We start from the raw sequence: 12,298 nt of genomic DNA, 5'->3' as shown, positions 1-12,298 counted from the left end.
GGCATGCCCGCTCCCACAAGAACCGCGCAAGCCTGATTATCTGCGCTACCAATCCAGCCGCAACCGGCTCTCGAAATACCGCTCTTCCCCGCTCAACGGGTCTTCGAAGCGCAGGCTCTGCGCCAGCAGTTTCAGAGGCCGCTGATAGTCATCTTCTTCGTTCAGCAACTGCGGATAGAACGGGTCGTTGCTGATCCCCGCCCCCAACGCCGCCATGTGCACGCGTAATTGGTGGGTCTTGCCGGTTACCGGCGACAACCCATAGCGCCACAGCTCACCGTTCTTCTCCAACACTTCGGCCAAGGTCTCGCTGTTGGCCTCCCCTTCTACCTCATGCATGCGGAAAAACGGCTCGCCATGCACCAGCCGGCTTTTGTGTACCAGCGGATACTCATGCTGCGGCATGGCTGCGGCAATGGCCTGGTAGCGCTTGTCGATACGCCGCTCGGGGAACAGGCGCTGGTAGGCACTGCGGCTGTGCGGGTTGGCAGAAAACAGCACAAGCCCGGCGGTGTGACGGTCGATACGGTGCAGCGGCACCAGGTGCGGGTTATCCAGACGACGGATCAGGCGGCGCAGCAAGGTCTGCTCGACGTATTCACCGGTTGGCGTCACCGGCAGGAAATGCGGCTTGTCGGCCACCACCAGGTGCTCATCCACATGCAGGACCGTTTCCTGCACCGGGATTGGTCGCTCGTTCGGCACTTCACGGAAATAGTGCAAACGCATACCGCGCTTGTAAGGCAACCCGGCAGAAACCGCCCGCCCCTCGGCATCCAGCACCCGGCCACGGGCAAAACGGTCGAGCCACTGGGCGCGATCGATAGCCTTGAAATGGTCACACAGGCAATCGAGCACCGTCGCCCAGTTACCGGGGGGCAGGCACACCGTGCTGGCTTGCTGGCGGGCGGGGTCGAAAGGCGTGGTCATGGCAGGGCTCGAAACGTTCACGGCCGCGCATTATCCCCCAAGCCCGCGCCCTCAACCAGCCTGGCCTATGGCCTCGCTGCGCTCCTTCAGCCAGCGCAGCACCTGCACCGGCTCCCAGCGGCCTGGGTCGTAGAGGGCGTACAGCAACCCTTGGTAACCCACTACATCCAGCCCCCGGTGGTAACCGGCACGCTGGAACAGGGCCTCGATCTCGGCGAAACAGGTATTGAAGTGGACCTTGCCGAACGGGGTACGGTCATCGGTGACCAGGCCTTCGAGGCGCAGTTCCAGCACGGCATCGGCCACCCGCTCCACGGGCATGCGGTTGACGCTGTACTTGAGTTGCTCGACATTGAGCATGGGTTCACCTCGATACTGTATTTATATACAGCATACGAACATCCCCTTGCTGCCGTCAATGCGGTTCATTGCAGCCCCGGCAGATAGCGACCACCTTTATGAATGGTCAACACCTCCCGACGCGGCTTACCGCGTGTCACGGAGAAATGCACCCAGTCATCGAACTCCAGGATGAGCTGATCGAAGGGCACGGTACTTTCCATGATTCGGCGCACGGTTTCCCGAGGGGTAACTTCGACTACCGTGAAGTCTGCCGCCAGCCCCTGCACATGCTGGCTGTTCGCGGCGCCGCCGATCAGCCGATTGACTCTCTCGCTCCGAAAACCGCTGCTGACGATGATTGGCATGCCGAACATTGCGCGCACTTGTTCCAGCGCGCAGCACAGCAGTTGCAGGTTGGCCCTGGCCTCGGGTGGAGGGATGTTACTGAATCCGTCCCTGGCGGCAAGCTGTGAAACGGTCATCTCATCAAGCGTGAAATGCGGGGTGATCAACATGGCGAGGCTCCCGATGACTGAATGTAGGCACCGGATCATCAGCTCACAGTCATCACCTTGGAGCAGGGACGCAGCTCCCCTGGAGCCATCACTGCGCGAGAAACGCCACCACCTGCTCGGCATCGAACGGCCAGTGCAACTCGCCGCCGTTGTCGCAGCGCCGCAGCACCGGAATGATCAGGCCATAACGCTCGAACAGGGCCTCGTTCTCGGCGATGTCGACCAGTTCAACCAGCAGGCCATGATCGACAAAGGGCATCAGCACGGCCTCGGCCACTTCGCACAGGTGGCAGCCGAGGGTGCCGAACAGTTGGCATTCAGGCAGCATGGGGTACGTTCCGGTATGGCTGGGAAAAACCTATTCTAGGTCCGTCCCGCCATCCGTGCACCTGACCTGGCTCAATCCTGGCTGGTGGCGCCAATGCGGTGCAGTGACAGGTCCGCGCCCTGGAACTCCTGCTCATGGCTCAAGCGCAGGCCATGCAACGCGCGGATTGCCCCGTACACGGCAAAGCCACCGGCCAAGGCCACAACCACACCCATCAGGCTGCCCAACAACTGGCTGGCCAGGCTGACACCGCCCATCCCACCCAGGGCTGTCTGACCGAATACGCCGCAGGCGATTCCCCCCCAGACGCCGCACAGCCCGTGCAACGGCCACACACCCAGCACGTCGTCGATCTTCCAGCGGTTTTGCGCTGCGGTGAAAGTCCAGACAAACAGCGCGCCCGCCACCAGGCCTGTGGCCAGCGCACCGATCGGGTGCATCAGGTCGGAGCCGGCGCAGATGGCCACCAGGCCGGCCAACGGCCCGTTGTGCAAGAAGCCCGGGTCGTTGCGCCCGGCCAGCAGGGCCGACAGGGTGCCACCGACCATGGCCATCAATGAATTGATCGCCACAAGGCCGCTGACGCCCTGCAAGGTCTGGGCGCTCATGACGTTGAAGCCGAACCAGCCGATGATCAGGATCCACGAACCCAGCGCCAGGAAGGGAATGCTCGACGGCGCAAACGCCACCAGCCGGCCATCGCGGTAGCGCCCGCGGCGCGCACCCAGCAATAGCACCGCCGCCAGCGCCAGCCAGCCGCCCATGGCATGCACCACCACGGACCCCGCAAAGTCATGGAACGGCGCGCCGAAGCGTGCCTGCAGCCAAGCCTGCACACCAAGGTTGCCGTTCCACACCACACCTTCGAAAAACGGGTAGATGAACGCCACGATCAACGCCGTGGCGCACAGCTGTGGCACAAAGCGCGCCCGCTCGGCAATGCCGCCGGAGATGATCGCCGGTATCGCCGCCGCGAACGTCAGCAGGAAGAAGCACTTGACCAGCGCATAGCCATGATCGGCAGCCAGCGTCGCCGCTGGCTGGAAGAAGTTGACGCCATAGGCGATCCAGTAGCCTATAAAGAAGTACACCAGCGCCGAGATGGCAAAATCGCTGAGGATCTTCGACAAGGCGTTGACCTGGTTCTTGTGGCGCACCGTGCCCACTTCGAGGAACGCGAAGCCGGCATGCATGGCCAGCACCAGAATGGCGCCCATCAGAATGAACAGGGTATTGGAACCGTGGACCAGGGAGTCCATCGCGCTGTGCATGTTTTCCATGAAATAGGCAGACCTGCTGAAAAAGGCACCAGGACAGTTCAAGAACCTGCATCCCTGCACCGAATCGGTGCCAGCCCCCTGCCCTGTTTTGGCGAACGGGGCGGAGCCTGCGTGGTTTTTTCTTGGGTTTGTCGTGGATTGGGTTAAGGTTTATCGGTATTCGCTGCATGGGCGCCCTGAATCGGCGCAAGGCGCGACAGCGGTGCCCCGCAACGTGGCAAACACTTAGCAAGGCCCATACCAGCACGGGCACTTGAACCTTCCGCGCGTGCTATCACTCGAATTACCAACACTCAATCGACAGGGAGAGACCCATGGCCAGCAAATCGGCAAAGACTGCACAAGAGATATTGATGGCTGACTTCCAGGCCTTGGTGCGCGACACCGAGAAACTACTGGCCGACACTGCCAACCTGGCCGGCGACCAGGCCGACGAGTTGCGTGAACAGATTCACGACCGCCTGGCCCAGGCCCGCGAAACCCTGCAACTGACCCAGGACTCGGTGCGCGAGCGCGGCCAGGCCGCGCTGGGCAACGCCGAGCAGTATGTGCAGGAAAACCCGTGGCAGGCGATCGGCATCGCCGCCGGCGTCGGCCTGTTGATCGGCCTGCTGGCCAACCGGCGCTAAGGGGTTCCCATGGAGAATGACGCCAACGGCGCCAGCGCCTCGGGCAGGCGCCTGGGCGCCGCAGCGCTGGGCCTGCTGCACAGCCACATCGAACTGTTCGGCATCGAATTGCAGGAGCAAAAGGGACGCACCTTGAGCCTGCTGCTGTTCGCCGGCCTGGCGCTGGTATTTGCGCTGCTGCTGCTGACGGCGCTGTCCGGGCTGTTGCTGGTGCTGCTGTGGGACAGCTATCGCCTGGCCGGTATCATCGGCCTGTGCGTGTTCTATGGCATGGCCGCGCTGTACTGCGGGCTACGCCTGAAGGCGGCGGTGTTCGACGAATCATCGCCGTTCGGCGCCACCCTCGAAGAACTTGCCAAGGACCGGGAGCGCCTGTTGCCATGAGCCTGCCAGAACTGCCAAACACGCGTAACCCGCGCGAACTGCGCAAGGCGCTGCTGCGCCTGCGCATGGAAATGCACCGCCAGGAAATCCGTCACGAGTCGGGACAACTGATGGAACCGCTGCGCCGTGTGCGCGGCATGGGCAGTTCGCTGCACGATGGCCTGGGGATCAAACACGCGCCCTTGTGGGGGATTGGCGCCGTGGTAGCGCTGGGTTTCCTCACCGGCAAAGGCGTGCGCAGCGGCAATCTGGCGCGCCTGGTGCGGCTGGGGAGCAGCTTGCTGCCGCTGGTGCGCCTGTACCTGCAAGGCAGCCGCCGCCCCTGAGTTTTGAATGACCCGCCCCCACCCAGGGGCGGTACCACCCTGCCCCTTGCGCAGATGAACACGACACGGGAAGCTAAAGCCTTCGATCCACAGGAGACCGCGCCTTGGACTGGCACACCCTGCTCACCCGCGAACGCCTGGGCAAAGCCCTCTATAGCGCCGATGAACTCGGGCGCAGCCCCTTCCACAAAGACCACGACCGCATCATCTTCTCCGGCGCTTTCCGTCGCCTTGGGCGCAAGACCCAGGTACACCCGGTTTCCAGCAACGACCATATCCACACGCGTCTGACCCATTCGTTGGAAGTCAGCTGTGTCGGTCGCTCGCTGGGCATGCGCGTCGGCGAAACCCTGCGCGACAGCCTGCCGGACTGGTGCGCCCCCAGTGATCTCGGAATGATCGTACAGTCGGCCTGTCTGGCCCACGACATAGGCAACCCGCCATTCGGCCACTCCGGCGAAGACGCCATTCGCCACTGGTTCCAGCAAGCCGCCGGGCGTGGCTGGCTGGACGACATGAACGACGACGAGCGGGCCGACTTCCTCAACTTCGAAGGCAACGCACAGGGTTTTCGCGTGCTTACCCAGCTGGAGTACCACCAGTTCGACGGCGGCACCCGGCTGACGTATGCCACCCTCGGCACCTACCTCAAGTACCCCTGGAGCGCCCGCCACGCCGATGCCATGGGTTACAAGAAGCACAAGTTCGGCAGCTACCAGAGCGAACTGCCCCTGCTCGAACAGATCGCCCGCAAACTGGGGCTGCCACAACTGGAAGACCAACGTTGGGCACGCCACCCGCTGGTGTACCTGATGGAGGCTGCCGACGACATCTGCTATGCACTGATCGACCTCGAAGACGGCCTGGAAATGGAGCTGCTGCAATACGCCGAAGTCGAAGCGTTGCTGCTCGACCTGGTCGGTGATGACCTGCCGGAAACCTACCGCCAGCTAGGCCCACGCGACTCGCGCCGGCGTAAGCTGGCCATTCTGCGTGGCAAGGCCATCGAGCACCTGACCAACGCTGCCGCCCACGCCTTCGTCGAGCAGCAACACGCCTTGCTGGCCGGGCAACTGGCGGGCGACCTGGTCGAGCACATGCACGGCCCGGCCAAGCGCTGCGTGCTGCAGGCCAAGGACATGGCGCGCAACAAGATCTTCCAGGACAAGCGCAAGACCCTGCATGAAATCGGTGCCTACACCACCCTGGAGATTCTGCTGAACACCTTCTGCGGTGCAGCCCTTGAACAGCACGGTGGGCGCACGCCATCGTTCAAGAGCCGCCGGGTGCTGGACCTGATCGGCAACAATGCTCCAGACCCCCATGCCTCGTTGCACAGTGCCTTCCTGCGCATGATCGACTTCATCGCTGGCATGACCGACAGCTACGCCAGCGAAATGGCCAGCGAAATGACCGGGCGCTCCAGCCCTACGTGAGTTGAGCTTTCGGTGCAGCCTGCCTCGGCTGCACCGCTCATTGCAGGAAACTTCCTACATATACTGACGGCAAATTAAACAACACGAATAAAAATCAATGAAAAGTTACCAAATGTGCTTTGACATCGAGTTAAACATACCCATTTCGTAGCCGGTTTTGTTTTATCTTGTAAGCCATTTCCCATATAGGGCTAACAGCCCATCCTCGCATGCCCGGCGACTTCCAACTGCGATAAGGTGCCACCTGTCACCCCAAACGACCGCAGGGAAGTTGAACATGCACTCCATATTTATTGTTGACGACCATCCGGTCATTCGCCTGGCCGTCCGTATGCTGCTGGAAAACCAGAACTGCAAGATTGCCGGCGAGTCGGACAACGGCGTGGACGCCATGCAGATGATCCGGGAGAGCAACCCCGACCTGGTCATCCTCGACATCAGCATCCCCAAGTTAGACGGCCTGGAGGTACTTGCCCGTTTTCAGTCGATGGCCCTGCCCTTGAAGGTTCTGGTATTGACTGCACAGTCTCCGGCATTGTTTGCCGTGCGCTGCATGCATTCAGGTGCTGCGGGTTACGTGTGCAAGCAAGAAGACCTGGGTGAACTGCTCAGTGCGATCAAGGCGGTTCTGGCTGGATATAACTATTTCCCCAGCCAGGCCATCAATAACAACCCGACTACCGGTACCGACTTGCAACTTTTCCGCCAGGTGAATGACCGCGAACTGATGGTACTGCAACTCTTCGCCCAAGGCCGCAGCAACAAGGAAATTGCCAAAGGCATGTTCCTCAGCAGCAAAACCGTCAGCACCTACAAAAAGCGGCTCATGCACAAGCTTCAGGTCAACACGCTGGTGGACCTGATCGAGATGGCCAAGCGCAACGCGCTTGTCTGAAGGTGGCCATGGGCCGCACTATCGCCCGCCTGCTGCTCGCCCTGCTGCTGTCAAGCGGCGCGACACACGCTACCAATCGCGAAGCATCGTCCTACACGTTGCTGGCACGGTCATCGGCCGGGCCAGCCCAGCTCCTGTTCACGCCCGAACAACGGTTATGGCTTGAAGGCCGTCAGGAGCTGGTACTGGGGACGTCGGCACCCGACTACCCGCCGTTCGACATCACCAGTGGCGGCCGCGACTACCAAGGCCTGACTGCCGAGTATGCAAGCCTGGTCGGCAAGGCCCTGCAGTTACCCGTCCGGGTACTGCGCTTTTCCAGCCGGCAGGCGGCGGTGGAGGCGCTCAGGCAGGGTGATATCGATTTGCTCGGCAGCGCCAATGGCTACGAAGCAGCCAACGACGGCCTGGCGCTGTCACAGCCCTATGCCATCGACCAACCGGTACTGGTAACGCGCGAAGATGAAAACCGGGCGATGGACACGGACCTGACCGGCATGCGCCTGGGCATGCTCTACCACTACCTGCCCAAACAGGAAGTCCACAGCGCCTACCCCAAGGCCGAGCTGCTGGCCTTCGGCTCTTCCAGCCAGGCACTGAATGCCGTGGCATTCGGCCAGGCCGACGTGTTCATCGGCGACACCATCTCCACGCACTACCAGCTCAATCGCGGCCACCTGCCACGCCTGCGCATGGCCAACTTCGGCAAGCACGAGGCCATCGGCTTCGGCTTTGCCTTGCGCCAGCAAGACACACTGCTGCTGGAGCTGGTGAACGTTGTCCTCGACAGCCAGACCCCGGCCATGCGCACCAGCATCTTCAAGCGCTGGAGCGCTGGCAGCGACCAACTGCTGAGCGACCGCCAACTGCAATTGAGCGAGGCCGAGCAACAGTGGCTGCAGCAGCACCCGGTGATGCGCGTGGCGATTGATGACACGGCTGCACCACTTTCCTATTTCGATGATTCGGGGCATTTTCGCGGCATCACTGCCGACCTGCTGGAGCTCATCCGCCTGCGCACGGGGTTGCGCTTCGAAGTACAACGTGCCAGTGGCATTGCCGACATGATTGCCCGCCTCAAGGATGGCCGGGCCGATGTCATCGCCGCATTGGCCAGCGCCGGGGCGGCGGGGGACGACATGCTAATCAGCCGCCCCTACCTGGAAAGCGCCTACGTACTGGTCAGCCACAAGGACAACAAGGCACTGGGCTCGCTGGAACAACTGCAAGGGCATCGCATCGCCATTACCCGCTACAGCGCCATGGATGCCATGCTGTCCCGGTACTATCCGCAGATCGGCTGGGTCGAGACCGAAAGCGCATTCTACTCCATGGCGTTGCTCAACAGTGGTGCCGTCGATGCAGTGATTACCACCCTGATCGATGCCAACCACGCCTTGGCCAGCAACCCGGACCTGGTGATCCGCTCGTCGGTGGGCAGCGAACCCGCCAACTTCGCCATGGCCACCATGGCCCCTTCACCGGCCCTGCTGTCGATCCTCGACAAGGCACTGCTCAGCATCTCACCGGAGGAGCTGGGGGTTATCAACAACCGCTGGCGCGGGTTTGGCCGGCACGAAGACAGCAACGCCAAGGGTTACAGCCGCCTCGCCCTGCAGGTGGTGCTGGGCACTGCCGTGCTTCTGCTGCTGGCCTTGCTCTGGAACGCTCGCCTGCGCCTGCAGATTCGCCAGCGCCACCGCGCCGAACGCGCCCTGAACGACCAACTGGCATTCATGCGCGCACTGCTCAACGGCACCCCCCACCCCATGTATGTGCGTGACCGCGAGGGCTGCCTGAAAAGCTGCAACTACAGCTACCTGGAAGCCGTGCAGGCCCGGGCCGATGAGGTTATTGGAAAGCAGCTCGAAAACAGCCTGTTCGCCAATCCCGAGCAAACCCGTCAAATCCAGGCCGACTACCTGAAAGTCATGGCCGCCGGGTCGCCGTTGATCATGGACCGCCCCCTGCGGATCAAGGGACGCGAGCTGACCATTTATCACTGGATTCTGCCGTACCGCGACTCACTGGGAGAAATCCAGGGCATCATCGGCGGCTGGATCGACATCAGCGATCGCCGCCAGCTGGTGCTGGAGCTGCGCCAGGCCAAACAACAGGCCGACGATGCCAACCGCGCCAAAAGCACCTTCCTGGCCACCATCAGCCACGAAATACGCACGCCGATGAATGCCGTGATCGGCATGCTCGAACTGGCGGTGAAACGCGCCGACCAAGGTCGGCTGGACCGTAGCGCACTGGAGCTTGCCCACCATTCGGCCAAAGACCTGCTGGGCCTGATCGGCGATATCCTCGATATCGTGCGCATCGAGTCCGGGCACCTGACCCTGGCGCCGGAGGCCGTAGACCTGGCCGCATTGGTGGAGTCGGTGGGGCGTATCTTCGAGGGCCAGGCGCGCCAGAAAGGTCTGGCACTTGAGGTGATGATCACGCCGGCCGCGCGCTGCCATGCCTTGCTCGACCCCCTGCGCTTCAAACAGGTGCTGTCCAACCTGCTCAGCAACGCCATCAAGTTCACCGAGCATGGCCAGGTGCGTATCAGCGCCGACCTGCGGGACACCGACACCGGCACCAGCACGCCCGCCGTACTGCAACTGGAAGTGCGTGACAGTGGCATCGGCATCCACGCCGACGACCTGCAACGCCTGTTCACCCCGTTCGTCCAGGCCAACCCGCATAGCCAGGGCGCGCGCGCGGGTACCGGGTTGGGCCTGACCATCTGCCGCAACCTGTGCGAAATGATGGGTGGCGACCTGACCCTCAAAAGCCTCGAAGGGGTCGGCACCCAAGTCTGCCTGAAAATGCCGCTGCAACAGGTTGATGCGCAAGTGCAGTCGGCCCCCCTGATCGAAAAACTTGATGTGCCCGACCCGCGGCTGAACGTGCTGGTGATCGACGACCATCCGGCCAACCTGCAACTGATGGCGCAGCAGCTTGCCTACCTGGGCCTGGAACACGCCAGCGCCCGCGATGGTCGTGAAGGCCTGGCTGCCTGGCGGGCGGGCAACTTCGATGTGCTGGTACTTGACTGCAACATGCCGCACATGAACGGCTACCAGTTGGCGACAGCCGTGCGCACCGAAGAGCGCCATGGCAACCGGCCACGCTGCACCATTCTTGGCTATACCGCCAACGCTCAGCCAGAAGTACGCCGCAAGTGCCTGAGCGCCGGCATGGACGACTGCCTGCTCAAGCCCATCAGCCTGAGCACCCTCAGCCAGCGCCTGGCCGGCATCAACCCGCGCCGGCAGCGCAAGCGCCGACGCCTCCTGTATCACCTGGATGGCCTGGCTGCAGTGGTCGGGCATGACCCCGCCGACCGACGACGTTTTCTGCAGACTCTGCAGCAGAGCCTGCAGGCCGATTTTTCCACCTTGATGGCGCTGCACCCAGAGCACGACGCCGATGCCATTGCCGAACAGGCCCACAAAGTGCTCAGCGCCGCGCGCATGCTCGAAGCGCCCGACCTGATGGCCGCCTGCGAAGCACTGGAGCCTGGTGGCTTGCCTACTGCCCAGTTGCGCCTGCGGCGTCAGGCACTGGCGCGGCATATGCGGCGGGTGGAGCTGGCGCTTTCCAGGGACCTCGCAGGAGAGACGACAAGCAGTTTGATTTTCTAATGAGAAGCATTAGCATGCTGGCATTTTCAACCCTTTCCCTGAGAGTCTCAGCAAATGCCAAGCCCGCACGACATCGGCGAGCTCTACATCCAGCACCATAGCTGGGTGGTGAGTATGCTCCGGCGCAAACTGGGCAACCGCGACCAGGCACTGGACATGGCCCAGGACACCTTTGTCAGGCTGTTACGCAGCGAGATGCCCTCGTTGCTGCGCGAGCCCCGGGCCTACCTGGGCACAGTGGCCAACCGGTTATGCCTTCAGCATTTTCGAAGGCAAGCACTGGAACGGGCTTACCTGAACAGCCTGGCACTGCTGGAACCGCAGCATCAGCCCGACGAAGAAACGCGCCTCCTGGTACTGGAGGCGCTGGATGCAGTGGGCCAGGTGCTGGACGGGCTTGGCAGCAAGGTGCGCGAAATTTTCCTGCTTTCGCAACTCGACGGCTGGACCTACCCGCAAATCGCCGAGCACCTCGGGCTGACCACCAACGTCGTGCAGAAGGCCATGCTCAAGGCCTACCGGCATTGCTACGCTGCCGTGTACGGCCCATGAATACGCAGCCTTGCAGCGATGCCCAGGCGCTCGACCCCGAGGTGCTGGAGCAAGCCATGTTGTGGATGGTGCGCATGCAATCCGGGTTGAGCAGCCAGGACGAACAGATGGCCTGCCAGCAGTGGCGCCAGCAAAACGCCGAGCACGAGCGGGCCTGGCAACGCCTGAACGGTATTGGCCAAGGCTTGCGTGAAAGCACCCATGCGCTTGCCGCACCCAATGCACGGCAGTTGCTGAACGCACGCACCCACCTGTCGCGACGCAGTGTACTCAAAGGCATGGCCGGGGTTGCCGTCGTGCTCGCCACAGGCCAGGCCATACACCAACGTAGCCTGTTGCCGAGCCTGTTCAGCGACTATGCCACCGCCACAGGTGAACGCCGCAGCTGGGCCCTGCCCGGGGGGCTGGACCTGAAGCTGGACACGCGCACCGCCCTGGACAGCGAATTGCTTGCCAATGGCAGGCTACTGACCCTCAACAGTGGCCGGATACTGCTGACGCTGAATGCGTCAGCATCCGTGCGCGTGGTCACACCCGAAGTATCGATCCAGCCTGCAGGTGGGTCGCAGCTGATGATCAGTCATGGCCTGCCCGGCGTGATCGATACCCGCGTGCAGTTGCTGCAAGGCGAGGCGCTGGTCGAGCAGGCACAAGGGCAACGCTTCGAATTGAGTGGCGGCTGGCAGCAGGCATTCGGCATTGACCAGGCAGGCCCAGCCACGCCCCTTACCGCCGCTGCCAGTGCCTGGGTTCACGGGCAGTTGCTTGCCGAGCGCATGCCGCTTGGCGAGCTGTTGGCCGAGCTTGACCGCTACCGCCCTGGTTTCTTGCGCTGCGACCCGGCCATTGCGCCTTTGTTGGTCAGCGGCGCGTTTTCCATCGATCAACCAGAGGCAAGCCTGGACTTGCTGACCAAGGTGCTGCCTGTGCGCGTAAACAAGGTCTTCGGCTACTGGGCAAACGTACTGCCTGCATGATTTTTTCAAAATTGCAGGCAGGTTTTGCCCACTCATGCATCAAGACAAGGGAAAGGCGCTGACTCC

At 62.4% G+C, this 12,298-nt stretch carries 13 protein-coding genes; 8 read left to right on the top strand and 5 right to left on the bottom strand.

The genetic code is table 11. The features are described 5' to 3' along the window. Nucleotides 1-45 precede the first annotated feature (45 nt). The 5 genes from N436_RS02185 to N436_RS02165 all read right to left on the bottom strand — a co-directional run bounded on the left by N436_RS02185 (nucleotide 46) and on the right by N436_RS02165 (nucleotide 3,395). Nucleotides 46-930: a pseudouridine synthase gene (locus N436_RS02185; protein WP_105945247.1), complete on the bottom strand. Its 885-nt coding sequence runs from the start codon at nucleotides 928-930 to the stop codon at nucleotides 46-48. A 51-nt stretch (nucleotides 931-981) separates the two neighbouring features. Further along, complete coding sequence (locus tag N436_RS02180; RefSeq protein WP_019096184.1) at nucleotides 982-1,290, bottom strand: hypothetical protein; 309 nt, start codon at nucleotides 1,288-1,290, stop codon at nucleotides 982-984. Between the two features lie 65 nt (nucleotides 1,291-1,355). Further along, nucleotides 1,356-1,787: a D-Ala-D-Ala carboxypeptidase family metallohydrolase gene (locus tag N436_RS02175; RefSeq protein WP_110740306.1), complete on the bottom strand. Its 432-nt coding sequence runs from the start codon at nucleotides 1,785-1,787 to the stop codon at nucleotides 1,356-1,358. Between the two features lie 88 nt (nucleotides 1,788-1,875). After that, a complete protein-coding gene (locus N436_RS02170; RefSeq protein ID WP_019096182.1) occupies nucleotides 1,876-2,115 on the bottom strand; it encodes a glutaredoxin family protein in 240 nt (79 codons plus the stop codon). A 71-nt stretch (nucleotides 2,116-2,186) separates the two neighbouring features. Next, complete coding sequence (locus N436_RS02165; RefSeq protein ID WP_016714870.1) at nucleotides 2,187-3,395, bottom strand: ammonium transporter; 1,209 nt, start codon at nucleotides 3,393-3,395, stop codon at nucleotides 2,187-2,189. Between the two features lie 314 nt (nucleotides 3,396-3,709). On the opposite strand from N436_RS02165, the gene N436_RS02160 reads away from it, so the two are divergent. The 8 genes from N436_RS02160 (at nucleotide 3,710) to N436_RS02125 (ending at nucleotide 12,232) form a co-directional block, all read left to right on the top strand. Continuing rightward, the gene (locus N436_RS02160) at nucleotides 3,710-4,024 is read left to right on the top strand and encodes a YqjD family protein (protein ID WP_105945249.1); all 315 of its coding nucleotides are present in this window, start codon (nucleotides 3,710-3,712) and stop codon (nucleotides 4,022-4,024) included. 9 nt (nucleotides 4,025-4,033) lie between these two features. Further along, nucleotides 4,034-4,408, top strand: coding sequence for a phage holin family protein (locus N436_RS02155; RefSeq protein ID WP_016714868.1), 375 nt, complete (start codon nucleotides 4,034-4,036; stop codon nucleotides 4,406-4,408). Further along, on the top strand, nucleotides 4,405-4,734 hold the full coding sequence (locus N436_RS02150; RefSeq protein WP_105945250.1) for a hypothetical protein: 330 nt from the start codon (nucleotides 4,405-4,407) through the stop codon (nucleotides 4,732-4,734). The genes N436_RS02155 and N436_RS02150 overlap by 4 nt, the downstream gene beginning before the upstream one ends. Before the next feature lie 104 nt (nucleotides 4,735-4,838). Then, nucleotides 4,839-6,170 (top strand): deoxyguanosinetriphosphate triphosphohydrolase, encoded by a 1,332-nt coding sequence (locus N436_RS02145; RefSeq protein WP_105945251.1) that lies wholly within the window; start codon nucleotides 4,839-4,841, stop codon nucleotides 6,168-6,170. A 277-nt stretch (nucleotides 6,171-6,447) separates the two neighbouring features. Beyond that, nucleotides 6,448-7,065: a response regulator transcription factor gene (locus N436_RS02140; RefSeq protein WP_110740305.1), complete on the top strand. Its 618-nt coding sequence runs from the start codon at nucleotides 6,448-6,450 to the stop codon at nucleotides 7,063-7,065. Between the two features lie 8 nt (nucleotides 7,066-7,073). Continuing rightward, nucleotides 7,074-10,703 carry an ATP-binding protein gene (locus N436_RS02135; protein ID WP_110740304.1) on the top strand — a complete coding sequence of 1,210 codons (3,630 nt, stop codon included), beginning with the start codon at nucleotides 7,074-7,076 and terminating at the stop codon, nucleotides 10,701-10,703. A 54-nt stretch (nucleotides 10,704-10,757) separates the two neighbouring features. Further along, entirely contained in the window at nucleotides 10,758-11,255 is a 498-nt protein-coding gene (locus N436_RS02130) for a sigma-70 family RNA polymerase sigma factor (RefSeq protein WP_110740303.1), read from the top strand. Beyond that, the gene (locus tag N436_RS02125) at nucleotides 11,252-12,232 is read left to right on the top strand and encodes a DUF4880 domain-containing protein (protein WP_110740302.1); all 981 of its coding nucleotides are present in this window, start codon (nucleotides 11,252-11,254) and stop codon (nucleotides 12,230-12,232) included. The genes N436_RS02130 and N436_RS02125 overlap by 4 nt, the downstream gene beginning before the upstream one ends. The last annotated feature ends 66 nt before the right edge of the window (nucleotides 12,233-12,298 follow it).

This window comes from Pseudomonas sp. RV120224-01b, from assembly GCF_003208145.1.
Classification (GTDB): domain Bacteria; phylum Pseudomonadota; class Gammaproteobacteria; order Pseudomonadales; family Pseudomonadaceae; genus Aquipseudomonas; species Aquipseudomonas monteilii.
Note: the sequence above shows the minus strand (reverse complement) of the source record. Positions and strands in the feature narration are given on the sequence as shown.

Coding starts and splice junctions, on each gene's coding strand:
- N436_RS02185 (WP_105945247.1), bottom strand. CDS start 930: ATGACCACGCCTTTCGACCCCGCCCGCCAGCAAGCCAGCACGGTGTGC.
- N436_RS02135 (WP_110740304.1), top strand. CDS start 7,074: ATGGGCCGCACTATCGCCCGCCTGCTGCTCGCCCTGCTGCTGTCAAGC.
- N436_RS02130 (WP_110740303.1), top strand. CDS start 10,758: ATGCCAAGCCCGCACGACATCGGCGAGCTCTACATCCAGCACCATAGC.
- N436_RS02175 (WP_110740306.1), bottom strand. CDS start 1,787: ATGTTGATCACCCCGCATTTCACGCTTGATGAGATGACCGTTTCACAG.
- N436_RS02165 (WP_016714870.1), bottom strand. CDS start 3,395: ATGGAAAACATGCACAGCGCGATGGACTCCCTGGTCCACGGTTCCAAT.
- N436_RS02125 (WP_110740302.1), top strand. CDS start 11,252: ATGAATACGCAGCCTTGCAGCGATGCCCAGGCGCTCGACCCCGAGGTG.
- N436_RS02160 (WP_105945249.1), top strand. CDS start 3,710: ATGGCCAGCAAATCGGCAAAGACTGCACAAGAGATATTGATGGCTGAC.
- N436_RS02155 (WP_016714868.1), top strand. CDS start 4,034: ATGGAGAATGACGCCAACGGCGCCAGCGCCTCGGGCAGGCGCCTGGGC.
- N436_RS02150 (WP_105945250.1), top strand. CDS start 4,405: ATGAGCCTGCCAGAACTGCCAAACACGCGTAACCCGCGCGAACTGCGC.
- N436_RS02140 (WP_110740305.1), top strand. CDS start 6,448: ATGCACTCCATATTTATTGTTGACGACCATCCGGTCATTCGCCTGGCC.
- N436_RS02180 (WP_019096184.1), bottom strand. CDS start 1,290: ATGCTCAATGTCGAGCAACTCAAGTACAGCGTCAACCGCATGCCCGTG.
- N436_RS02170 (WP_019096182.1), bottom strand. CDS start 2,115: ATGCTGCCTGAATGCCAACTGTTCGGCACCCTCGGCTGCCACCTGTGC.